We start from the raw sequence: 24,623 nt of genomic DNA on the forward strand, positions 1-24,623 counted from the left end.
ATAGCTGGTGCTGACTCTCGCTGGTGTTGCGTCAACCCATATTTTTGCCTGCTCTATATCTGATTGCTTCACAAATATAGAGACCTAGGCTTAGGTTTAAACTAATATCCGAAGTCTATGGCTGTGCTATTAAGATTAGTTTCATAAATTCTGTTTCTTCCACTTAAATATAATTTCTAACGGACAGCATGGAGGTGGGATCCACCGCCAAAGCGAAACAAAGTTTAGACGTGACTGATGAATAACAAGATATCTCCCAGTGTTTATTGTTTGGTTCGATTGATGAATAAATTAGTAATACTATTTTGTATTTCTGGATGCACGTACGACAAGAAAGACTTTGACTTCAATACAAAAGATCTTCGCCCTGTTTCTTCTTTCAAAGAAGGTGATACTATTTACTTCGAAGGTCCATCAGGCGATCTTGATACAATCATGATTTATAAGATTGACAGTATCCAAAAGAGAAGTTGGGGAGCATTCATGGCTCCGGCGGCCGAAAATCACCTATTTGTCGCAATCAAACACTTACCGAATCACATATTGTGGACCTATACTGTTACAGAGGGAAGTACCTTTGATACCAAAGTATATTACCAAAACCTCATCACTGTAACTAAACGACCGCAAACGAAGGAAGTTTCATACTCTATAGCGTTCAAAGATTTTTCAGCTTCTAATGGTAAGAACGGGACACTAGGCGCAATCAGGAAGGATACAGTAATTGTCAATCGGAAAAACATAACTAACTTCTATGAAATTGAAAGTGATCAACCTCAAAGTAAATCCGACTTGGGTTGTATGGAAACTATTTACTGGACAGATAATGAAGGATTAATGGCATATAAGAATAAACGAGGGGATTGGTGGACTAAAATAAGCAAGCGCTAAAATGAATATGAGGTTGTATAAATTTAGATAAAATGCTGTACCCCATATACCTCCTCTAAATTTGCACCAACAGTGGTGATTTTATATAAAATACACGTCGTGTGTAACAAAATAACTCAAACCATCGTCTTATATTTATAGTATTAAATTATATCAGAATGAAAGCGGCAGTATATACCTTTATAGTATGTGTTGTTCTGGCCTTAAATAGCCGGGCGCAGAGTACAACAAATCTGGTTTCGGATCAAAATCCACGATACAAGGAGAGCCTTCAGAAATATGCCCCACTAGCTGATTCATTAACTAGAAACTTGGGTACAACCACTCAACATACCTACAAGGCTTATGATTTTTATGAAGCTCGTTTGGCCCGTCGTGCCCAGCGTCGCGAATGGAGACATCAGGAAAATATGAACCGGCCTTTCTTATACAACAACTATTGGTCTGATTCTTTTTACTCTCCATATTGGAGAAATTCAGGCTTTTATTACCGCAACCTTCCGGGTCGTTTCCGCTCGTTCCGTTATTACAACTGGTAATAGTTTTTCAGCTTATTCACACATTCAACTTTTATATAAATATGAAGCTCAGTAAATTCAGCTTTTGTGCCATTGCTATGGCCTTGTTCTTTATGGTTTCTTGCGGGCGTAAGGTTACCCGGATAGATAACAATACGCCTATGGACATTAGCGGGAACTGGAACAATACGGATTCCCGTTTGGTAGCCGAAGAAATGACCGGAAGCATTTTAACTGCGGATTGGATAGCCAATCATTTGCAACAGAAAAGCGGAAAGAAACCGGTTGTAATTGTCGGCATGTTTCAAAACAAATCACATGAACACATTGATGCAGAAACTTTCACCAAAGATGTAGAACGTTCTTTTATTTCTACTCAGAAAGTTGGCTTAGTGCAGGGCGGTAAAAAGCGTGAAGAGATCAGGGGCGAGAGGGCAGATCAGCAAACCAATTCATCGGCTTCTACAATGAAGAAGTTCGGTTTAGAAAAAGGTGCTGATTATATTTTACAGGGTTCCATCAATTCTATCGTTGATGCGCACAAAAAACAAAAGGTGGTTGCCTATCAGGTAAATATGGAGCTAACCAATCTTGAAACCAACGAGGTGGTTTGGATTGGAGATAAGAAGATTACCAAATACGTAAAAAACTAATTCAACTATTCATAAGGAGCTTCGAGCTCCTTTATTATCATGCTCTTTAGAAGAAGAAAAGGTTTATCTGTTTTGTGGCTGATGGTGCTGTCACTTTGCTCCTGCGCTACCTATAATAATCGAATTCAATCGTATTATGCCAGCATTATGCAGGGCAATTATCACAAGGCAGATAAAGAACTTGAAGCGAATAAACTATTAAAAGCGGGGAGAAATAAACCCTTGTATATGTTGGAAAAAGGTCGCTTGGCTCATTTGCAGGGCGCCTATGATACCAGCAACTATTTTTTCAACGAATTCGACCGTATGATGGAAGAGCAGGGCCGTAACCCCGCTGATGTAGCTGTAGGTTTACTTGTTAATCCGATGATGCAGCAATACAAACCTGAACCTTTTGAGCGCATAATGATCCATTATTTTAAAGCGCTGAATTATTTGTACCTGAACCAACCGGATGAGGCCATCGTGGAAGCCCGGAGAATAACCTTACAAAATCAGCAAATCGGGGATAATGTGGGTAATAAAGATAAACGCTACTCGAAGGATGCTTTTTCGTTAATGTTGCAGGGACTTATCTACGAAACATCAGGTGATGTAAACAATGCGTTTATTGCCTATCGCAATTCTGCCGAGGTGTATTTGCGCGATACAAGTGGTCAGAAATATTATGGTGTGGAGCTACCGATGCAATTGAAAAAAGACGTGTTGCGAACAGCTTATCAGAATGGCTTTACCGACGAGCTTATGCGCTTTGAGCGCTTATTTGGGATGAAATACAAGCATGCTAAGCCGGCTGATGGTGGAGAGTTGGTGGTATTCTTCGAAAATGGAATGGCTCCGGTAAAAGAGCAGCAGGATTTTTTCTTTTCACTTACTAAAGGTCTTTCTGGTTTTTACTTTGTTGATTCGGGGGGCAACGAAATTCCTTTCGATGCTTCGATGAGCTTTGGCGAGGACAGCAACTTGGGTAGTTTGAATACGCTGCATGTTGCATTTCCTAAATTTGTTGCACGGCCATTGGTTTATCATTCCATAAGGATTTCAGGTGGGCTAGATACTTTAAAAGCTGAGAAAGTAGAGGATATCACCAGTCTGGCACAAGCCATACAGAAACAACGGTTTGCAAAGGAGATGTCGGCTTCGTTGAGTCGCCTTGCTGTGAAAAAAGCGGCGCAATATGTGGTAAAGGGAAAAGAAGGGGCAAAGAATAAGGAGCTGAGAGAAGGATTATCTTCTTTGATTGATATTTATGCGGCAGCGTCGGAAAAAGCCGATACCCGGAATTGGCAAACACTTCCTTCTGAAATCTATTATGTTCGCTTACCCTTAAAAAAGGGTGAAAATAAGGTGGAAATCAACTTGAATGGTAAACAGGGGCAATCAGAAAATAAAAGCTTTACAGTTAATGGTTCCGGCGGTCTGGTTTTCCTTAATTATGCTTCATTGAAGTAAAGCTACCCAACTGCATTCGGTGAGGAATTAACAGTGAGAGTTACATGTAAAGGTAGAGGAATTTGCTGTTTATAAATAATGTAACTTCGTTCAAGTTACCAAAGTTTTCATCCTGGCTTATTCCTTAAAACCTTGCCTCGCAAGGTTAGAAACCGACTTTGCTAATTAATAAATAATGAAGAAGATTGAACCTGAAAATAAGCTTATACCCTAATCTTCCAATACAACTCTACCCAAAGGAACAACTTTAGCCAGCAGGAAACGATCTACTGTATTAACTAAGGTAATAAGATCAAATGGCTTGGAAATCACGGCATCGGCAGCATATTCTTCAACAGCTCTATTAATGCAATCCAAACCAGAAACAATAACAATAGGAATATCCCTTGTGATAGAACTTTGTTTAAGTACTTTGCACATTTCTAAACCATTGAAAGCCCCGATCTTAATATCCAATAGCATCAGATCAGGAGAAAAATCAACGATAGCACCTGCCAGATTATCAGGGGAAAGGAGCGTTTTCACTTCATAACCCTCTGCCCCAAATGCCATAGAATAGATATCTAAAATATCAGGATCATCGTCTAATGCAAGAATTCTCTTAGCCATGAATAGGAAAAACTTTGAGGTGCAAAGATAGAAATTGATATAAATATTTCTTGCCTCTTATCCCTCTTACTACAATTTCTAGAATAAATTGACGGGAATATATAGCTTTGCAAAAAGATTTTTCAACCAAAAGGGGGAAAGGACTGCGCACAGAGTAAACGGGATTTTCTATTAATAGAGTTCAGTTTTTGAAGGTAGCAGTGGTGAATGGTCTTTCCAAAAATATTCAATTTTATCATTTTATAGCTTGCGTACACCTGTAATAGCGTTTAATATCGAAGGGTGCTTCCCCCTGATTGGGAGAGGTCAGATAATTTTCGGAGAAATTTTAGACGGCGAAGTGAGCGCCGGAGATGTTCTTAACCTGGTGATAAAAAGTAAACCCGTCAAATTGGAGATTAAATCAGTAGAAAGTATTCGAATGGGAGAGGAAGAGAAAGTAGGGTTACTGGTAGAGTTGGGTGAAGATTGGGTAGCTCTTGAGAAGCATTTCGCTTTTGTTATTCTGGCGGAAGTACAACAGGAAGAATTGCCTGGCAACTAAGCAAATACTTTGATAAATTACTTTTTCATAGGAATAAATTACAGTGGCGTTTCCTCGTTGTATAGTTTCATAATTCCATATCTTTTCGCTTTATTTAGAGCGCAGTCATCCTTGATCCTATACAATTCCTTTGCAAGCCACTGCTGTTCTTCTAAGTCTTTACCTTCGGGCAAGGTGACTGATTCGCTTCTAACAAAATAAAGGCGCACATAATAGGCTTTTTCGTTTTCACGTTCTTCTGTCTCTACTCGTACTCGATCCCAATCCCCGTAAGCTTTTCTTTGAATCCACTTGAATTTTAGTACCTGTTTTATAAATACCAGCTCTTTCGTATTAATAGTTAATTGATGCTTTAAATTGAAGTTAAAAACAAGGACCAGTGCTATTGCAAATAAAATAAACAAAAAAAGGGTCGCCTCACCATAGCCGAGAGCAAGGAAAAGAATAATAAAGATGGCAACACATAAAAGGAAAATGTTCCCATTCGACCAACCCGCTGATTTTCTGCTAATAATATAATCAGTATCGGTAATCTGTACACTCCATCTTGTCTGGCGTGGCTGCTCTGCCTCGCTAAGCTGTTGAAAAGGAGAGAGGAATTCTGATACTTTAAAGAATTCGTCGCAAGAAGAACAATAGCAAATACATGTTCTTAGGTTTACGTTATCACGGGTTATAGGTCTATTGCAGTTAGGGCAGAGTAATTTCATTGAAAAAATGTGATTCGATATTGGCAGAGGCTTTCATAACTCTAAGGTATGAAAAGGGAGTGAAGTGAAACACCGTTTCTTATCTTTTCTCAAACCTCCAGCTTATATCCTCGTCCATGAATATTAACAATACGAACCCTCGGGTCATTCCCGAGTTTCTTTCTCAGCTTAGAAAGAAACATATCTAGGCTACGCCCGACGATCACACCATCATCCTCCCAAACCTTTTGCAATTCTGCTCTTTCCACAAGCTCATTCTGCCTATTAGCAAGGATGTACAGGATTTTTGATTCCTTGTCGGAGAGGTCAATTTGCTGGTTTCCAATTTCCAGATACTGCTCTTTTGTTTTGAATTTAAAGTTACCAATAGTAATTATTTCAGACTTAGGTTGTTCCATTTCCTCGGGGCAATTTGCAATTCTTCTCTGCCTACTTCTCATCCTTAGCCCTGAAAGAATCAGCATCAGAGCACTCAGACTGCCACCCGCTCCTAAAACATAGTGATTGTTTAATGAACTAACAGCTGAATTCTGAAATGTTATGGATATAGAATAACATGCCTCAGGTTGTTTCCTCTCTTTGCAGGGTACCAGATCAGTCTTTTCCGTTTCAACAATTGAAAATCCGAATACTACTTGATTTCCCGTACATTCTATAACGTTTACTACATAATTAGAAGGTAAGTTATTAGTTTTTACAGCCTGCCGGATAATTCTTATAATAGAATCTGGATTGAAGTGCAAGCTGCTCTCAAAACGGATCTCATATTGGGTGTTTCCCGTATTATTAACCGTTAACACTCTCGAACTACTATCTCCCGAACTGAGTAAAATTTGATGGCCAATGGTCCGCATAACAATCATCTCCCTTGCGGAAACATAGTCTGTATCGTTGGGACTGAAGCACAAAGTCAGTGAGCAAACAATAAGAAGGAATGCGGTAATAAACAAAAATCCGGGCCTTAACTTCATACGTAAAAATATGAATTAACACTCGTCAAATCCCAGGTTGTATCTGATTTTACATTTTTTACAATTGGTTTTACAATGTTTTACTAGAAAGGTAATTACAGTGCTACTTAGGTTTGCAAAAACAATTCAACGTCATGAAAAAACTCCACCCGGTCTATGGCCTGTTCTTAATTCTTATTATTAATGTCACATGTATCAAGTACGATAAAAGAGTCGATGAACCTAAAAATGCGGCATCTGAATCCCAAGCTTTCGCTAAATCAAGCATACCTAAAAACATTGTACGTTCCATAAAAACAGATAAAAAGGGCAATATATGGATAGCCTCCTGGGAAGGCATTTTTTGTCACGATGGAAAATCGTTTTTCAACATTACAAGTAGAGTAAGTTCAGCACGCTTCTTTTCTATATTGGAGGATAGGAGGGGAAATTTCTGGTTTGGTTCAATCGGGGCAGGGGTATATTACTACGATGGAAGCTCCTTTAAGAATTATACTTCCAAAGAGGGACTGGCGGGAAACGAGGTTACTTCTATTTACGAAGATAAGATTGGTAACATCTGGTTCGGGACAACAGAAGGGGTGAGCCACTACGACGGAAGATCCTTTCGTAACTATACAGTGAAGGAGGGGCTTCCGAATAATGTTGTGAATTGGATCTTTGAAGACAAATCAGGAAAGATTTGGTTTGGTACAAGCGGAAATACGAGCACTTTCGATGGGGATAAATTTACTACGATCACTAATAATGATCAGCCCCTTAAAAATGTTTGGAGTATTGTAGAGGATAAAAATGGCAATATCTGGCTGGGTGCCGCTAGTGGATTATGGCGCTACGATGGCAAGTTTTTTTCAAATATGACAAGGACGTTTGTAGGCTATATTTACGAGGATAAGAAAGGAAACATTTGGACCACGGCAATGCTGCCTGCCGCGGATAGATGGACTGTTTCCTGGTATAACGGCAAGCCGCAATTTGGAGGGGATGTATCTGCAATCTATCGCTTTGATCAACAATCCTTATCTAAAGAAAGGCCTGCTGTAACAAGAATTAGGATACCACATCCGGGACCTTTTTTAGGGATTACAGAAGATCAGGAGGGTAGAATCTGGATTGGAACAGCCCAGGGTGTACGGGTTTATGGCGGGTATGTAGATTCTAGCAGGAAAAGGAAGGGGTGTTAGAATTAGCCACAATGGTGAATAAATTTCGTAGATTTCCTTAACTTTAGTTTATGAAAAAACTAATCCTATCCATACTTCTAACAATTCCTTTTATTGCCTTTTCTCAAGACACTACTAAGAAAGCATACGAAGAGTATTGCATGGTGGTAGCAACTGGAAAATTGCTCAGCACCAAGGTTAACATTAAAATGGACTATGGGCAAGAGCAAAAACTCTTTTCTCTTCAGGATCAGCGTTTAAAGGACGAAGCTGGTAAGGTAATTGATTTTAACTCAGCCATTGATGCCCTGAATTTTCTTGGTCAGAAAGGTTGGAAATTGGTGAATGCCTATCATATCGTAGATCCACAAGGATCTAATTCTTCACATTTTGTGATGAAGCGGGATGTTAATTTGGATGAACTAAGAAAGTAGTAGCACCAAGTCTTTTAAAGTTAAAAACTTGTAATCACGGCCTTTAATTTAAATTGTAGCACTGTGCACGTTACTATGAGAATAATGTTAATAGGTAAGTGCTAATTGAAGTTCATTCGAGCCCTGCAAAGCAGATCAAAGGACCTTTATTGAAGTATGATGTCATCATTGCTAGCTTTAGTTCTGCTAACTGTTCTTAAAACAGGAAAAATACTGCCGTAATAATCACAGAAATCTTTAACCGTAGTGATGTTAGAGCTTTATTGATCTGCTTCTTTACAGTATTTTCTGAGATCTTAAGCTCCCATGCTATTTCGCGGTAAGAGAGGTGATGCTTGCGGCTTAATTCAAATACTTCCCTCATTTTAGGCGGCAGCAGTTTAATTTCAGCTTCAATTCTACGCGCAAGCTCTTTTTCCAGAATAGCGTTGTCTGTGGTGTACTCACCAGCGAGAATGAAGTTCTCTAGCGACGCCTGATAATTCTGCTTCACTTTTCCCCGCTCAATTAGATTGAAAACTTTATTACGAACTGAAGCATATAGGTATGCAGAAAGGGAACTTGTTAAGGTTATTTCGGGAGCTCCTGCCCAGAGTGTTGCGAAAACGTCCTGAACTAAATCTTTTGCTTCGTTATCGTCTTGCAACATTCGCCTGGCGTGCCTGAACAGAATCCCCCAATATCTCTCGTAAATTTCAGAAAATGCCGTTCTGTCTGCCTTTTTAAGCTGCTCAAATATTTCTTTATCTGAAAGGTTCTTATACTTCAACATAAGGCGACGTTCACAAATCTCCTTAATATTTCCAGTGCTTTACACTCCTCCGTATTATCTTTTTGTTATGAATTCCCTTCTGGAAAATTAAGAAGACGCTCTTAGTCTTTAGTCACAACAAAAGCCTATTGGCCGATAATTTATGCTGAAACCTTTTTTTATTAGGTATAAAATTTGGGACGTGAAAAAACTGAAAAATATTTTGCAGTCGTATTACACAAGTACCAGAGCAAGCTGTCTTAACTATGATTGCCGAAGTTGCGGAAGTAAAGAATGGAAGATCTAAAAGCGAATGCCTTATTAAAAAAATACCTTGAAGGTAACTGTACGGATGCGGAAAGAGCTCTGGTAGAAAGCTGGTATATTAAAGAAATAGACGCTAAAACCGAAAAAGCAGGTGAGCCTGATTACCAGTCATTGAAAAGTTCCACCTGGGAAGATCTGGAGCGCTTGCCTGCACCCGACAAGAAAATTTATCCCATGAAGCATCTAGGGATAGCGGCTTCAATTATCCTATGTATTTCCATTGCTCTTTTCTTTTATCGGCGGCAAGATATTCTAAAAGCGGATCAAAAAACTGCAGCAATTGTTCCGGGAAGCAATCAAGCCGTTCTAACGCTGCAGGATGGTGAAAAAATAATGCTTAGCGAAATGAAACCAGGTGAGTTGGCCAGGCAAGGTGCTGTAACCATAAGTAAATTAAAAACTGGTGAATTAACTTATACGGTTAAGAAAGGGCTGTCTAACAGCCTTTCAAGTGGATTCAACACGATTGTTACGCCAAAAGGTGGGGAATGGCAGGTAAATCTGCCAGATGGATCAAGAGTCTGGCTGAATTCAGCTTCTTCATTAACTTTTCCAACGGCATTTACTGGTAATGTAAGACAAGTGCAACTTAGGGGAGAAGCCTATTTTGAAGTGGCTAAGAATAAGGCAAAACCTTTTAAAGTGATTACCGCGGGGCAGATGGTAGAAGTGTTGGGAACGCATTTTAATATTAATGCCTACCAGGACGAAGCTGCCGTGAAGACCACTTTATTGGAAGGGGTTGTAAGGGTAAAAGCCTCAGGGGCTGGGGGGAAAGCCAGAATATTAGCCCCTGGACAAAATGCAGTTCTGCAAAATGGAAACATCAGTATTAGTAATGCTGATACAGAGGAAGCGATTGCCTGGCATAAAGGCTATATGCGCTTTAATAATGATAATATAGAAAGCCTGATGCGTGAAATTGCAAGATGGTACGATGTGGAGGTGGTTTATGAGGGGAATATATCCCAGGAGAGGTTTACTGGCACCTTTTCCAGAAAAAGAAGCATACAAGAGGTTTTAAACACCTTACAATTAACCGGATTTTTTGAATTTAAAATAGAAGGAAGGAGGATCATTGTAATGTAGTCCCGCTCAAAACATTGATCCTTTAAAGCCAAATACCGGGTGCGACCGGTACTTGGCGACGATCCGGATCATAAAATTACTTGCTAGAACAAATTATTTATTGAAACCCGAACTATTCAAATGTATAAAATTTACCAACAAATTGTATGCAGCCTGGCATGCTGTGTCATTTATTTTCAAACAAATCTTATCCCATATCTACCAAACAGAACAAAAGGTGGTATGCTTCCAAAGCCCTTTTTACTTACGATACTGGTATTACTAACCTGCTTTATTCAAACTGGCATTGCTGCCACTGCACCCAAAGTGACGCTAAATGAAAAGAACGCGACATTGAAGGAGGTATTTGATAAATTACGTAATCAGACCGGTTATGATTTTATTTGTCCGGAATCAGTATTAAACTCTGCACGGCCAGTAACTGTGACCGTAAAGAATTTGGAACTTGAACAGGCTTTAAAAATAATACTTAAAGATCAGGCACTTAACTTTCAAATTGCCAATAATACTATTATCATTCGTAAGCTCCTTGAAAGAAAGCAAGAAACCGGAAAAATAGCTGGTAAAGTCACTGATGAAAAGGGTCTGCCTTTGCCTGGTGCAAGTGTGTATATCAGCGAATTAAACAAAAGTACTGCCACGCTAGCGAACGGCACCTACTCAATAAGCGTACCGGCAGGGGTGTACGCCCTACGTGTTTCATTTATTGGTTACAAGGTAAAAACTCTCCAAAGCCTGACAGTGAACGCAGGAAAAACTCTTATAGTGAATATAGCGATGGATGCTGAGGAAGGGCTACTTAATGAAGTGGAGGTTAAAACTGAAAATATTTCAATAAGCCCGACCCTGCATACCAACGAACGGCAGGTAATTGAACTGATCAGAAGTGCACCCACCGTAGTATCTGCCATATCTAACGAACAGATAGTTAAATCATTGGACCGCAGTGCTGCAGAAGTAATGACACGTCTTTCTGGTGTAACACTGATCAACGATCGCTTTATACAAATGCGAGCCCTTGATCCTCGTTATTCGGTCACTTTACTTAATGGCACTATCGCTCCAAGTTCTGAATCAGATTCCCGTTCATTTTCATACGATTTGATGAACACAAATATGTTAGACCGGATCGTAGCTTATAAGTCTGGCTCACCTGAACTTTACGGCGAACTTACGGCCGGGCTAATTAATCTCTCTACAAAGCATGCGGTTGAAAAAAAGCAATTTGACATTCAGGTATCAACTCAATATAGACCCGGTTCCTCTTTCCAAAATTTCTATTCCTATGCTGGTAGCGATATGGACTGGCTTGGTTTCGGTGCTAAAGACAGGCAATTACCTAAAGGTTTTCCTCAGGCAAATGTGGCTAAAAGTAATGATGGTGAAGGGAATTACGTTTCGGACGAATGGGGTAGGAAGGTGATTAAACCAAATTATAACTTATTACAGAAATATAATAACAGTGATATCCGCATTGTGACTGATTACATGAATAAGTTTAGGATCGGCCGCAGTTATCTCAACAGTATTTCTATGTTAAGCTACACACGCACCCGTAACCAAAGAGACTTGTCGAGAACCTATTTTAATGTTTCGAGTGGAAGAGATAACGGATATTTTGAAGAGCAAACACATACAGAGAGGGTGCGCCTTAATGGTATGCAAAACTTTATGTATGCTTTTAGTCCAAAAGTATCTCTGGAATGGAAGAACTTATTCAGCCAGAACGGCAGTGACCAGACCTTCATTAGAGACGGTTACCAGTATTTCCAGGAACCTGGTGCTACCCGTAGCGTAGTGACAAGCTATATGCAGAAAAGGCTTTACTCTAGTCAACTAAATGGTAATTTTTTGTTCAATGAAAAAAGAGACTCGAGGATGAACCTGGTGCTCGGGTACTCGGCAACAAATGAAGACGTGCCGGATACAAAGGATTTTCGTCTTGTAAATGCAACTCTAGATGTAACTGACGGTACGAAAAAGCCCTGGGAACAGCCAGTTGTTGCACCAGACGGAAGGTATTATCTATATTTAATTGAAGGCAGCAGCCCCTATGGTAATACACCATTAGGGGGCGTATGGAACTCAAGGACCTTTTACCGCACTGACGAAAAAGCTTACACAGGCTCTATCAACTACCATCTTGGCAATAGAGAAAAGATCGGAATTGATATTGGTTCCTATAACGAAGTTCGCGACCGGATTAGCAACCTCAGGGTTTTGGGCCACCGAATAGGGAAGGATTATCCGTTTGCTGCTAACCCTTATTACGCACCTTACAAACCTTGGGAAAGGATGTCTGACTGGCTTAATCCGGCGCTCGTCGGTAAAGGACTTCAGCTTTGGGATTTCAACCTTAATAAAAATGGCTATACGGGATTGTCCCGGGTACATGCTGGCTACATAACAGCTACTGTACCAATGTTTAAAAACAAGGTTTCTATTCATGGTGGAGTCAGGGCAGATTACAATCAACTTAAAATTGTTAACCTTCAAGGAGATGGCCAGCCTGCTCCAATTACAAGGAACGATGGTGCCAGTGGCCTAGATACCCTTGGTTTTGAGCGGAATACAAAAAAGCTTTACTGGCTACCGAGTATAAACATCACGTGGCATGCGAGTGATAAAACTCAATTGAGAGCATCTTACAGTAAATCAATTAACCGCCCGGAGTTTAGGGAGGCCTCTGGTCTCCAGTATCTTGATTTCGTTAATAGTACAATTGTTACAGGGAATGACACGCTGCGTTATGCAACAATTGATAATTTCGATCTTCGACTGGAATATTACCCGACACGAGGCCAGCAAATTTCTATTGGTGGTTATTATAAGGAGATTGATAACGCTGTTGAGAAGGTTTCGGGGACTGCAAGAGGCTTCGCGGGTGACTATAACTATTTCTGGAATGCACCGAAAACCACCGCATATGGGGTAGAGGTTGAACTAAGAAACCGTCTTGATTTTACCGGTCTTCGTTTTCTGAGAAATTTGTCTACGATAGTTAATGCTTGTTACCTCTACACCAAAACAAGCAGGTATGAAGGTGGCGGCATTTACCCTACGACTAAATCTACGAGACCACTGCAAGGAAGCACACCCTTTGTTTTCAACGCCGGCCTGTATTACGACAAACCATCAAAGGGAACATCAGTTGCGCTCTTGTACAACATAACAGGACAGCGCTTAGCTTTTGCAGGAAATTATTTTACGGCTGATCTCTATGAACTAGGGAGGCATTTGTTGGATATATCTTTCACACAACGTTTAACGAAGCGAATGACCTTAAGAGTGGGCGTGCAGGATTTACTGAACCAACCCTTCAGGACCGCCAGAGATGGGGACGGGAATGGGAAGTATGAAAATATCAACTTGAATGAGAGCGACGATCCAATGCTTACTTCGGATTATATTGAAACAAGCTTTAAACCCGGCTCATACTACTCGTTGGGCTTAAACTTCAAATTCTAACAGAACTTATCATGAAAATATACTTGGCTGCGCTATTATTAACAGTAATGGCATTAATCACATCTTGTGAAAAGAATGTTGATCTTGTTGGTCCTATACGTGATGGGCAACCTTTAACTTTTGAGGGCTTTTCTCCAGGTGATACAGTGTTAAAAGGTCAGGTCATTACCCTGACCGGGACAGGCTTCAATACCGTGGAAATTACGACGAATGGTTTTCCGCTCACTATAGACAAATTAAGTCCTGAAGCTATCAATATCACTTTACCTACTTACCTTGGAGCTGGCGAATATACCTTCCATATCAAACGTTTTGATGGAGACACGTTGAGCACGAAAAAGCTTACCGTATTTGACGCAGCCTTATCGGAAACGGCTGGCCCGGCAGGAAGCAGACTCTTTATTAGTGGGGGTGGCTTAAATAGTATCAATAAGATTTATTTTACCAGCGCCTCCGGGATGACCGCAGATGTATTAAAGGGTCGTAAGAATAATAAACAACTGGACCTGATAGTACCAGACGATGCGGTAACTGGCCCCTTAACTCTTGAATTGAACAACCCATCAGATCCATCAAAACCTATCCTATTACAAACAGGTGTATTCACAGTGACATTACCGACCCCAGAGATAACCAGTGTTAGCCATATGAACGTAGCACATGGACAGGAAATTACGATAACTGGTAGACATTTCGGAGAAGTAGGGCCTGCGAATACCTATTTCTATACCCGGAAAGTCTTGTTTGAAGACGCAAATGGTTTGAACATTGAGGGTGTATTAAGTACGGAGCCTGGTAGCCAGTCGGCAACACAGATAAAGGTGTTGGTGCCCTACTTCGCTGTATCAGGAAAACTTGAAGTAGAGATTGATAATATAGCCACCGGAAATCCGAAAAGTATAGCTGTTGATAATTCCAACACCAAGGGAACGTTCTTTTACATCAACGGAAACTACAATTTGGCAGCTGCAATTGAGCAAGCAAATAACACCTTCGGTTTTATCCCTGTAAACTCGGGCATGCAGATGTTTAGTATCGCATTAGACAAGTCTAATCACCGGGTGTTCTACCGCACTGGAGGGTCAATTGGCTACCTGGATCTATTAACCGGAATATCAACTGAAATTTATAGTACAGCTAGCGTGAATGATGTAGTTTTAGCAGGTGATAAACTTTTCTGGATTGAAAATTACTCTACCATAAACACCAGCGACCTTGATGGTACTAATATGCAGACTGTATACTCCAGCAGCATTGGCGGGGTATCAAAATTGGCCCTAGACCCTGCCGGAACAACGATATTCTATACAGAAAGTGATCCCAATTCCACGACATCATTAGTGTACAGGTATTCTATTGCTGATGGTATACCCTTACAAATAACGGCTATTTCCTCCACCGATCCCCTGATAATTTGCAGTAATAGCGAGGTATTTATTGCAGACGGAGCGGACATATTCAAAACAAGTATCGCAAATCCTGGCACTCCAACTAAGATTTATAATGCAAACACAAACTTCATAAATTCGATAGGAGTGAACCACCAGAGGCATGAATTGTACTGGATAGAAGGAAATGAAAGGTTTGATCTGTTCAAATCTAATTTAGATGGAAGCGGTAAAAGTCTTTTAGAATCAAATGTTGCTAAACCCTTTCCGTCGGTTTTACAATTCTAATAGCTACTCTATAATCCCATTCGTGAAGACGAATGGGATTATAATTACTGTTTTGCCTAAGGCCAAAGATATTACTAAGAACAATAGGGGCTCCAAACTATTTTTAATCTATTTGAGCTTAGAGATGCTTCACCACTCTGCAAGGAGAACCTACTGCGATTGAATTAGGAGGGATGCTTTTTGAAACCAGACTTCCGGCACCGATGGTACAGCCATCTCCAATGGTTACTCCTGGAAGTATTACACAATTGCCTCCGATCCAGACATCATTTCCAATGGTTATCGGTAAGGCAGAACCAATATGTTTATTCCGGGTTTCGGGATCAATAGGATGTTTTGCTGTATAGATTTGTACGTTTGGTGCTATAAAAACATTATTTCCAATTGTAACGGGGCAACAGTCAAGCATTACAAAATTGAAATTTATAAAGACGTTGCTTCCAATTCTTGTATTGATGCCGTAATCGATTCTAATAGGTTTTTCGATATGCACGTTTTCTCCAACACTACCAAAGATCCTTCTTTGCAAAGCCTCTTTTTCCTTAACATCTCTTGGTCCGGTTGCATTAAACTCGTCTACCAATTCTCTGGTTTTATATCTTATTTCAACAAGTTCCGGATCATTGATATAGTACAGCTCCTGAGCCAACATTTTTTCGCGTTCTGATTTCATTTTCCAAATGGATGTTGTTTATAGTCTGCATTCTGCAGCCTCTTTATTATACTGTAAAGGTACTAAAGGCAGGGTTATCTTTCTGCATTTGATATGAGCATGGTTATTATGGGTAGGGGATTGAAATCGCTTAAAGAATGGAGAGACTATCGCTTCTTCTTTTTAGAAGATTTTGCTCTGTCATTATAGTCAATGCACAGATTGATCCAATACTCAAAGTCCTGTTTTGACTGAAAACCTACCGGATCAACGTAACCATAACCTTTCAGCTCTTTACCCTTCATTATCATAGTACGAAAACCAGGTCTTTCAGCTACTTGTTCTAGTAAGTCAGGATCAAAACGACACATCAGCTCATCGCCGCTCACATTGATGCACATTTTGTCATTTACTAAAAATGCAAGGCCACTAAACATCTCCTTTTCCTCTATTTGTAATTGGGGTATTTCGGAAAGGTAATTGCGAACTCTGTCAGCTAGTTGGGAATCGTAAGGCATAATGTAAAAGCTGTTATGTAAATTTAGAGTTTTTTGTAGCCTGGTGATAGTTTCTGGACCAAAAAGTAGTATAAGTCACGAAAGTTTATTTATGCTTATTTTTGCGACCTATGGGCAATACTGCTAATTTAAGCTTAAAGCACCTTCTTCTGGTTCTCTTTATTGTTTTGATTTGGGGAACTAATTTCATTGCTGTTTTTGTGGGATTAAAAAGCTATCCTCCTTTTTTGTTAGGTGCTATACGGTTTGCGCTTTCTGCTTTACCTTGGGTGTTTATTCTGCCGAAACCCGACGCTCCATTCAAATTTGTATTAGGCTTTGGTGTGTTCAATTTTGCTATGCAATTCGGGTTTCTTTTCACCGGAATACATTTGGGCTTATCCCCAGGACTTGCATCTCTTCTCCTTCAGATTTCAGTTTTCTTTTCAATGGCACTGGCATTTCTGTTTTTCAAGGACAAACCAAGTGTTATGAAAATTCTTGGATCATTGATATCATTTGTAGGGATTGGAATTGTCGCCTCACACGTTGGTGAGGGTGCTACTTTTATTGGCCTGTTACTAACCTTGCTTGCTGCCTTTTCATGGGCAGCGGGAAATATGTTTACGAAAAAAGTTAACGCCCAATCGCCACTATCGCTTGTAGTTTGGGGAAACATGATTGCTTTTCCTTTTATGCTTGCTCTTTCGCTTGCCATAGAAGGGCCAACTTTAATTGTTAATTCATTACAAAGTTCTTCCTGGGCAACAATAGCTGCTGTTTTTTATATTGTTTACATTTCTACACATATTGGTTATGGTGCATGGGGATTTCTTTTGAAAAACTACTCAGCCTCTGCTGTGGTTCCCTTTACTCTTTTGATCCCGGTTGTAGGATTTTTAAGCTCTGCCTTATTTTTAGGGGAAGACTTGCCCTCATGGAAAATTTTCGCCTCTTTGTTTATTATGGGCGGACTAGTTTTTAGTTTGTTAGAAAGACAAATTCGTACACTTTTTAAGAACTGAACATTTAATGAACAGGATAGGGGATTAGTCTAGTTGGGGATCAGAAGAAATTTGCAATTTTATTATCCAGATAAGAACAGAACATGAACGAATACATACAGAAAATCAAAACGGTAACAGAACCATTAAGAGAACAGATCCTTCACCATAAATTGTATGAAGCTATTTCTGATATAGATGATCTGAAGATCTTTATGAAATATCATGTTTACGCAGTATGGGACTTTATGTCGCTATTAAAATCATTGCAAAACAGCTTAACCTGTGTTTCAGTTCCATGGTACCCGGTCGGCGACGGCGATACACGGCATCTAATTAATGAGATAGTATTAGGTGAAGAATCTGATGTAGATATCAATGGTGAAAGGAAAAGTCATTATGAACAATACCTGGATGCTATGCAGCAATGCGGAGCTGACATCTCTGAAATTGAAGCATTTACTACTGAGCTGAAACGTTCCGGAGATTTTGCAGCTGCATATGCTGCTGCCCAGACTCCTGAAAAAGCACGTGCATTTGTTGACTTTACATTTGACACTATCAGAAGTAATAAGGTATATCTAAACTCGGCGATATTTACATTTGGTCGGGAAGATCTGATTCCCGGAATGTTCTTTTCAATAGTGAATGACATTGATAAGAAATTTCCTGGAAGCATTTCTATATTTAAGTATTACCTGGAAAGACATATAGAGGTTGACGGTGACCACCACAGCCATTTAGCCTTACAAATGACTTCTAACCTCTGTGGATCAAACGAAAAATTCTGGCAGGAAGCCGAACTTGCAACTATAAAGTCGTTGCAAAAACGAATTGACCTTTGGGATGGAGCCTATCAGGATTTAATCAAGATGAAATCTGAAAAGCCCGGTTTACAGAATATCAAATAATATGTGTTTTTAAGGTGCGGGCAGGATTGCTATCACTTGAGCTTCTACCGCTAGAAAAAAAAAATGACTGACTAGCACATCGTCTAATCAGCCATTTTTAATGTTTTAAGAGTGGTTTTATCCAACCTCTTTATTTAAGGGTATATTTTATTCCGATACCGAATCTTCCGGCTTCAAATTCGCTTCCACCATCATAAAGGAATAGTCCGGGTCTCCAATCAAAGTTTAATGCAATAGGAGCATCTTTAATCTTGTACTCCAAACCAGCCATAGGGCGCAGAATGAAAGTTGAACCTCCTTCATACAAATTTACTCCGGGACCGCCTCCTAAATAGAACTTTAATCCTTGAGCGTCTTTCAATGGCCAATGGTGCTGATAAAATCCCTGGATCAATGTAGAGTTGCCTCCGAATATGATTTCGGCGTTAACAGCGTCAGCTGGGTTGAAGAAGTGCTTAATGGAAGGACCTACTAGCGTTGCTCCTGTACCAAAATCAATTGATAAACCTACTGCGGTCTTGTAGTCCTGAGCTTTTGCACCTGTTACAGACAACAAAGCTGTCAGGGAGAAGAGAAGTAGTAACTTTTTCATGTTCTTTGTGTTGTGTAGATAAGTTTGAGGCATAACACGAAAGAAAAGCTAATGTTTGCTATATTTTGAAATATTTTTACATCTATGGCAAGTTCTGTTCAGAATCCAGCGATATTATTACTACTGCCGAGAAGTTTTAGCAACTTGTTTGGATCGAAAGACTGGGTAAAAAGTCCGCTGATTCCCCTAACGTCCTAAAACATCAAAATATAATCCATTTTTTAATCCCGTATAGCTTGTTTCTATTAATCTATCAGACAGCTTCATTCTCTTAATTTCCCCATCATTTTTACTCGTCATCCAGTATAAGCAGTTTTTTTCGACATCCATTTCTAGATCAAGGATAAGCACTGGTTGTGAAATGTTACCAAAGGGTAGTGAGTTTTCCTGGAACAACTTGCTTAAGGAACCCGTTCCATCTAAGTTGCCCTGAAGGATCATACCGCTTTCCTTTTGCATTCCGGAAGGAGTGGGTTCGCCGTCAAACGAATTAATATAGATTTTTTGATTTTTTCCGTCAACCGCAATGTTCCAACAGTAAAGCAATCCATCCGTTTGATCAAAAAGCACAATCGGGCTTTGCTGACCGTTTATGCTTCCCTGCATGATTTTTGCCGAACCATTATTAATTCCGGTGTCCTTTATAATCCCCATGGCCCAGTAGATTTTTCCGTTTGCTTTGTCTAATTTGACATCTGAAATTGAGGCTTCTGTATTAATAGTGTAAAGTGGTGCCGAGCTTTGCGGCTGGTTAAGGCTTATTTTATAGATTTCGGCCTTATTGACACGTGGACCCTCAGCTGGATTGAGTGGTCGGTCTTCACTTACGGAATTCGTAAGATATAGTAAATTCGATTCAGTATCAAGAACCAAATCGATGAAAAAGTTAGTCTTATAATCTTTGCTAAAAATTACTTCTAAAGGTCCATTCCCACTTAATGGCGCCCTTACCACATCCATATCGTTTGTCAAGGAGTTATAACCGTTGATCCAGTAAACATAGTTTCTAATAGTATCTACTGCAATTCCCCAAGGGATTCTCACCCCATCCGGGGTGTTATACAAAACTTCTACTTTGCTTTTTCCACTTGCATCTGTAGTTCCTTTCATAATAGCACCACCATCGGTACCTTCATTAACCGTCCAATAGACAGTTCTTGCTATGTCTGGCCCTGAAACAATAGACTGTTCCTTTTTGCATGCGGATAAAAGGATAACAGAAAGAAAAAGGAATAATGAAACTTGACGGAAAGGATGCATTCTGTTCATAAGGAAAATTGTGATAACTTATGGTATCAAAACTAAGGATTTTATATAAACCTGTTGAAAATGGAGTTTATTTTAATACTTAACATCGATAAGGAATTAATTTTCGTCCGTATAAATAAAGAAAGGGAGTAGTAAAATTACCGCTCCCTCTCTATCAACCTCACCAATAAACCTAACTATGAAAATCTTTATTCCTAATGGATATACTTGCTTCTACGGGGCAATAAGTTCTAAGGTTACAAGATTTGTTTATTGAATTTTAAGGTGATATTCCCTTGACAATTAAGGCTTAATGTAGGGTCTACTTAATTCTATGAACAGATTGTAAATCTGCGGTAGCAGTATCATGAAAAGTTAATCTGTGATGATATGAATGAAAACAAGTAGCCGGGTTACATCGGCTAAAAAAAATAAGGGAGCTGTATTCTAGCTCCCTTATTATCAACCCCACCTAATCTAACCTTGAGATATCTTTAATTTCTAATGAATATACCTGCTTCTACGTGTTTTGCTCCAGCAGGTTTCGATCGTGTTATTTGCTGATACTAGAATTACAATTCTTAGACCACTAATCGTCAACGCCTCTTCTAATAAGCTCTTTTACCAATTTCATTAAGTCTTCTTCCGAATTTGCAGTTGCGTTAATAAGGTAAAATCCCTCATTAGAAACGCAGGCCTTCCATCGCCACTCCAATTGATTTACTGTTTGTGTTTTATCACTGCTATACCACCAGGCGGTATATAACTTCTCTTTGCCTTTGATTAAGGTGCCTGTATAAACTTTGTAGTTGGGAAAATTCGTTTCTTTAACCGAGCTAAACTTGTACCCACTTCCTTTCCAACATATTTTGGGATCATGATCTGGTGCATAAAAAGCACTAGGTTTGAAATAGAGAAGTGCCTTGTTATTGCTGAACTTTACAATTTTGTTATCCATAATTTCCCTTTTATATCCGCTGAGCTGAATATTTGTCGCCCTGTTATTCATCTTGTCTAAGCTATTTAAATTCAGTGATACGTATAAAACAACGGAAAAAAGTACGCAGTGGACGAGGTGCAGTAGACGAACGGGATTGTTTTGAGGAATGGCATTAATAACAGGTACCCCTGTACTTCCAACAAGCCGTTTTACCATAAACATTAATGGAAAGACGGAATAAACAACTAAGCAGACTATGCCGGTTAAATCATGCAAAAAATTCTCTGGCTCTATTTTCAATAGAACCAGGAAAAGGATACGAATGAGATTACCGATTAGATTCAGTAAAATACAGACGAATAACAGAGAGAAGACTTGCCAGTTCTTGATTCGCTGATACATGGTGTTTTCCCAGTGAGAAATAAGAAAAAGGCAGATTATCAGTGAGACATTTAGCATGCTCAGTCCGGCACACGCCTGCTCGACTATAAAACTATTTCCATTAACGATTAAAGTATTACCTTCTGCAATTGCTTGTATACCGCTGGCGTTAATCACCTTTGCCGCAAGGCCACTTATCCATAACCGTAGAGGGAAACCGAAGGTGTTCATGACAACCTTGAAGACTGGGGAAACGATAAGCAATGTGAGGATAGTTGCCAAATTGATCTTTCCCAGGTAAGTTTCTATAAAAAATATCAGCGCGAACAAAGCCGCGAGAAACAGGCAGGTATTAACAGGGAAGAAAATAGCCAAAGCGGCTGTTAGTACCGAAATAGGAAGGAATCGTAGGGATGAGGAGCCTTGATTTAGTCTGGCAATTAAGGGCAGTAATAAGAAGCCGCAAACAGATATTGCATCAAAGATGAAGTACCTTCGAAGTGCAAAAATGCTTATTGCGAGGTAGCAAAAGACCACCAAGCCAGGGAATGTAAAAGGCCTTGATCGAAGTGCAATGGATTGAGCGCTCATTAAGCTACAGATTTCGTTTGCTGTCTATTTCGGAGAAAGTAAATTACAACTGCCCCTGTAATTAAAATTAGCATCCACTCATGAGGCTCGGGTACTGCTCCTGAAGACTTCATAGAGGCATTTTTTAAACTATTTTTACTTTCTTCTATTCCAAACCGTTCATAGTCTTTTTGGGTCTCCAGCACGATCAGGCTTGATACAGGCGTTACGATATTAGCTTGCTCTGCTTCAGCAATAGTTTCTGGTTGAATAAAATCATTTTTAAAATAGCCTCCTGCTACTTCTTTCATAATATGATTATAGGCATATAAGCGGAGTAGGTGATCGGGTGCATTACTCTTCAAATTGCCCGAAGTTTGACGAATGCTTATTTTCGCTGGGTCAATGGTAGTTGAAGTTGAATCTTCAGCAGTGCTTTCAAATGTGTTGGTGCTTACGTTGTTCAACAGATCGGTAAGCTGCCCAGCATGAAAATCGAATACTCTCAACTCTTTTAAGGTCTTTAAATAAGGAGAAATCTGCCCTTCAAGAGCGTAAAGATGGATCTTCCCGGACGATGACAGATATTTTCCCATCTTACGTGCAAATTCAGAGTCCTTAAGATCGCTTAAATTAGGTGAAGGACCGTTACCTTTTGATATCAGTAATGACGTTTTAGGATCATCAATTTTGTACAGCGGAAAGAGACTAAAGTTAAGCTTTGATAAACGCTGGAACTCAAGGTCTACATTACTTTCATCCAGTTGCAATAGTTTCTCATCGAATACATATACTTTTCTCATCTTGATATGTTCCCATAATTCCAAATATTCTTTTTTACTCCATGAACCGTTGATATCGAGATAAATATGCTTAGGTGAAAAGGAATATTGATTCACTTTTGCTTCAGATATCTGGTATGCCTTGTTGTTAAATGAGAATCCTTGAGAAGATAAGGGAGATGCAGGGAATTGAAGGATCCAGTCAGGTTTATAATCTCTGTCCAGCTGATAGGCATTTTTTGAAACCAACTCGGAGCCATCAGGAATAAGTGGTTCAGGTAAGGGTTTAGAAGAACTTATTCGCAGGGTTTCAGTGGCATCTGACGCAGATGGGCCGTCAAAGTAGATATTTTCATAAACGAGTTCTGACCCGGCCTTTTTCAACGGACTTGTAACTCCAATCTTGAACTTCCGGTCTTCTTCGATGGAACATGGAAAGACCCGCACACTAACAGTGTTTCCTTCCTGCCAGTGAATTACTGAAGGGTCATGTTGTTCTACCCCTACAATTTGCCGGTAGGCCGAATCAGCTTTAGCTTTAGTTGTAAGGTAGCCTTTCTCTTCTTTACCCGCAATCCAAAGGGAAAGTGAACTTACAACTGCTCCTTCTGGCAGATGAAAGGTGTAGACTGCTTCCTGATTTCTGTTCCACATTGAAGTAGATCTATTCGTAATGGTGAGGATCTTCTCGGTATATGCTATTCGATATTCTGGAATAAGCCTTACGTTAGAAATTACATTACGTGTTTCAAGCTTGTCGCCACTCCATAATCTTTCCTGAGCCTGATGTCTGGCGTCATATAGCGATTCAAGTATTTTGATACGTTCTTTTTGATCAAGCTGAGATTTTCCTGCGAAAAGACTTGCCAAAACAACCAAAGGATCATGCTGCTGCTTCTCGTCGAATGTCTTGTTCATAAAGCCACCCCATAACCAAGATCCATCCATATCAATTGTGCGGTAAACAAGGTCAGACTTCAGGTTACGTTCTGTAATTAACCCTTTTGGAATACTTTGGCTTATCACTACCCAATTTGGCAGTTTGCCTTCTGCAAGTATATTCCGGTTGGATACCTTGCTGATGGTGTTATTAATAGAAAACCAGTTATAAGTGAAGATGGCAATCACCGAAATAGAAAAAATGAGCCCGGCTGCTATAGAATAGATTATTTTTCTATCCCTTTTAACATTGCGGCAGCAGATGGTGAGAGTAACAATGGTAAGGCACAGGGGAATAAAAGAGTGAAGCGAAATCCCCAGTCCGATAGATGCAGGAACGCTTATTAAGTATAATGGTATAAGGGAGAATGCGAAATAGGAGAAGAGGATAAGTGCTATCCCGAGCACAAAATGGTTAAGATGTTTTAGCAGGCTGGGCTGGAGATCAAGGAACAGTGCAGCTATTAGCGCAATACAGCTCAATACAAGCAAGACGACCAGCCATAAAACGGAGTCATCAAATACATTCATAACCTTGTTCAATACGAACGCACTTACAAACCATAAAATAAGCATTAGGACGGTATACTCTATTTTACTTTTGGAAAGCTTCCAGCGATATCGGTTTAGGGCGGTACCAAAAACAATGATAGTGTAAATGACGGTGATAACATAACTAAGGAAAAACATTCCATGGTGGCCCTCCGGGTTTTTCATCTCAATTAGTGTGCTTGCAAGCAAGATCAGACTGGAGAAAATGATCATCCAAATACCTGTACTTGTGATTAGGTCTTGCTGAAGGTTGGTTATTAATTTCTTCATTTTATAATTTGTGTTTTATTTAAAGTACT

The 24,623-nt window shown here is 39.7% G+C and carries 22 protein-coding genes; 12 read left to right on the top strand and 10 right to left on the bottom strand.

Features of this window, described 5'->3' with window-relative positions:
* Nucleotides 1-282: 282 nt before the first annotated feature.
* The 4 genes from J4N25_RS13945 (at nucleotide 283) to J4N25_RS13960 (ending at nucleotide 3,514) form a co-directional block, all read left to right on the top strand.
* A complete protein-coding gene (locus J4N25_RS13945) occupies nucleotides 283-891 on the top strand; it encodes a hypothetical protein (protein ID WP_207420280.1) in 609 nt (202 codons plus the stop codon).
* Nucleotides 892-1,049: 158 nt separating this feature from the next.
* A complete protein-coding gene (locus J4N25_RS13950; protein WP_207420281.1) occupies nucleotides 1,050-1,430 on the top strand; it encodes a hypothetical protein in 381 nt (126 codons plus the stop codon).
* Between the two features lie 41 nt (nucleotides 1,431-1,471).
* Nucleotides 1,472-2,062, top strand: coding sequence for a penicillin-binding protein activator LpoB (locus J4N25_RS13955; RefSeq protein ID WP_207420282.1), 591 nt, complete (start codon nucleotides 1,472-1,474; stop codon nucleotides 2,060-2,062).
* A 39-nt stretch (nucleotides 2,063-2,101) separates the two neighbouring features.
* On the top strand, nucleotides 2,102-3,514 hold the full coding sequence (locus tag J4N25_RS13960) for a COG3014 family protein (RefSeq protein ID WP_207420283.1): 1,413 nt from the start codon (nucleotides 2,102-2,104) through the stop codon (nucleotides 3,512-3,514).
* A gap of 210 nt (nucleotides 3,515-3,724) precedes the next feature.
* On the opposite strand, the gene J4N25_RS13965 is transcribed toward J4N25_RS13960, so the two are convergent.
* Nucleotides 3,725-4,123, bottom strand: coding sequence for a response regulator (locus tag J4N25_RS13965; protein WP_207420284.1), 399 nt, complete (start codon nucleotides 4,121-4,123; stop codon nucleotides 3,725-3,727).
* A 247-nt stretch (nucleotides 4,124-4,370) separates the two neighbouring features.
* Between J4N25_RS13965 and J4N25_RS13970 the strand changes: the two genes are divergently transcribed.
* The gene (locus tag J4N25_RS13970) at nucleotides 4,371-4,667 is read left to right on the top strand and encodes a hypothetical protein (protein WP_207420285.1); all 297 of its coding nucleotides are present in this window, start codon (nucleotides 4,371-4,373) and stop codon (nucleotides 4,665-4,667) included.
* A 38-nt stretch (nucleotides 4,668-4,705) separates the two neighbouring features.
* On the opposite strand, the gene J4N25_RS13975 is transcribed toward J4N25_RS13970, so the two are convergent.
* A complete protein-coding gene (locus J4N25_RS13975; RefSeq protein ID WP_207420286.1) occupies nucleotides 4,706-5,377 on the bottom strand; it encodes a hypothetical protein in 672 nt (223 codons plus the stop codon).
* A gap of 89 nt (nucleotides 5,378-5,466) precedes the next feature.
* Complete coding sequence (locus J4N25_RS13980) at nucleotides 5,467-6,348, bottom strand: winged helix-turn-helix domain-containing protein (protein WP_207420287.1); 882 nt, start codon at nucleotides 6,346-6,348, stop codon at nucleotides 5,467-5,469.
* A gap of 134 nt (nucleotides 6,349-6,482) precedes the next feature.
* Between J4N25_RS13980 and J4N25_RS13985 the strand changes: the two genes are divergently transcribed.
* Nucleotides 6,483-7,532, top strand: coding sequence for a ligand-binding sensor domain-containing protein (locus tag J4N25_RS13985; protein WP_207420288.1), 1,050 nt, complete (start codon nucleotides 6,483-6,485; stop codon nucleotides 7,530-7,532).
* A 50-nt stretch (nucleotides 7,533-7,582) separates the two neighbouring features.
* On the top strand, nucleotides 7,583-7,945 hold the full coding sequence (locus J4N25_RS13990; protein WP_207420289.1) for a hypothetical protein: 363 nt from the start codon (nucleotides 7,583-7,585) through the stop codon (nucleotides 7,943-7,945).
* Nucleotides 7,946-8,141: 196 nt separating this feature from the next.
* On the opposite strand, the gene J4N25_RS13995 is transcribed toward J4N25_RS13990, so the two are convergent.
* Nucleotides 8,142-8,717: an RNA polymerase sigma factor gene (locus J4N25_RS13995; protein ID WP_207420290.1), complete on the bottom strand. Its 576-nt coding sequence runs from the start codon at nucleotides 8,715-8,717 to the stop codon at nucleotides 8,142-8,144.
* 273 nt (nucleotides 8,718-8,990) lie between these two features.
* On the opposite strand from J4N25_RS13995, the gene J4N25_RS14000 reads away from it, so the two are divergent.
* The 3 genes from J4N25_RS14000 (at nucleotide 8,991) to J4N25_RS14010 (ending at nucleotide 15,256) form a co-directional block, all read left to right on the top strand.
* The gene (locus tag J4N25_RS14000; protein WP_207420291.1) at nucleotides 8,991-10,112 is read left to right on the top strand and encodes a FecR family protein; all 1,122 of its coding nucleotides are present in this window, start codon (nucleotides 8,991-8,993) and stop codon (nucleotides 10,110-10,112) included.
* A gap of 120 nt (nucleotides 10,113-10,232) precedes the next feature.
* On the top strand, nucleotides 10,233-13,580 hold the full coding sequence (locus J4N25_RS14005) for a TonB-dependent receptor (RefSeq protein ID WP_207420292.1): 3,348 nt from the start codon (nucleotides 10,233-10,235) through the stop codon (nucleotides 13,578-13,580).
* A gap of 11 nt (nucleotides 13,581-13,591) precedes the next feature.
* A complete protein-coding gene (locus tag J4N25_RS14010) occupies nucleotides 13,592-15,256 on the top strand; it encodes an IPT/TIG domain-containing protein (protein ID WP_207420293.1) in 1,665 nt (554 codons plus the stop codon).
* Nucleotides 15,257-15,374: 118 nt separating this feature from the next.
* Here the strand turns inward: J4N25_RS14010 and J4N25_RS14015 are convergent, their stop codons facing one another.
* Nucleotides 15,375-15,929: a sugar O-acetyltransferase gene (locus J4N25_RS14015; RefSeq protein ID WP_207420294.1), complete on the bottom strand. Its 555-nt coding sequence runs from the start codon at nucleotides 15,927-15,929 to the stop codon at nucleotides 15,375-15,377.
* Nucleotides 15,930-16,075: 146 nt separating this feature from the next.
* Nucleotides 16,076-16,426: a TfoX/Sxy family protein gene (locus tag J4N25_RS14020; protein WP_207420295.1), complete on the bottom strand. Its 351-nt coding sequence runs from the start codon at nucleotides 16,424-16,426 to the stop codon at nucleotides 16,076-16,078.
* A gap of 110 nt (nucleotides 16,427-16,536) precedes the next feature.
* Between J4N25_RS14020 and J4N25_RS14025 the strand changes: the two genes are divergently transcribed.
* Entirely contained in the window at nucleotides 16,537-17,430 is an 894-nt protein-coding gene (locus J4N25_RS14025; RefSeq protein WP_207420296.1) for an EamA family transporter, read from the top strand.
* A gap of 83 nt (nucleotides 17,431-17,513) precedes the next feature.
* Nucleotides 17,514-18,320 carry a DUF3050 domain-containing protein gene (locus J4N25_RS14030; RefSeq protein ID WP_207420297.1) on the top strand — a complete coding sequence of 269 codons (807 nt, stop codon included), beginning with the start codon at nucleotides 17,514-17,516 and terminating at the stop codon, nucleotides 18,318-18,320.
* Between the two features lie 130 nt (nucleotides 18,321-18,450).
* Here the strand turns inward: J4N25_RS14030 and J4N25_RS14035 are convergent, their stop codons facing one another.
* The 4 genes from J4N25_RS14035 to J4N25_RS14050 form a co-directional block, all read right to left on the bottom strand.
* Nucleotides 18,451-18,912: a hypothetical protein gene (locus J4N25_RS14035; RefSeq protein ID WP_207420298.1), complete on the bottom strand. Its 462-nt coding sequence runs from the start codon at nucleotides 18,910-18,912 to the stop codon at nucleotides 18,451-18,453.
* 186 nt (nucleotides 18,913-19,098) lie between these two features.
* Nucleotides 19,099-20,181, bottom strand: a complete 1,083-nt coding sequence (locus tag J4N25_RS14040; protein ID WP_207420299.1) for a hypothetical protein — start codon at nucleotides 20,179-20,181, stop codon at nucleotides 19,099-19,101.
* 568 nt (nucleotides 20,182-20,749) lie between these two features.
* Nucleotides 20,750-22,072, bottom strand: coding sequence for an exosortase N (xrtN, locus tag J4N25_RS14045; RefSeq protein ID WP_207420300.1), 1,323 nt, complete (start codon nucleotides 22,070-22,072; stop codon nucleotides 20,750-20,752).
* Complete coding sequence (locus J4N25_RS14050) at nucleotides 22,072-24,594, bottom strand: XrtN-dependent VIT domain-containing protein (protein WP_207420301.1); 2,523 nt, start codon at nucleotides 24,592-24,594, stop codon at nucleotides 22,072-22,074. The genes xrtN and J4N25_RS14050 overlap by 1 nt, the downstream gene beginning before the upstream one ends.
* Between the last annotated feature and the right edge of the window lie 29 nt (nucleotides 24,595-24,623).

It is taken from the genome of Desertivirga brevis, assembly GCF_017355835.1.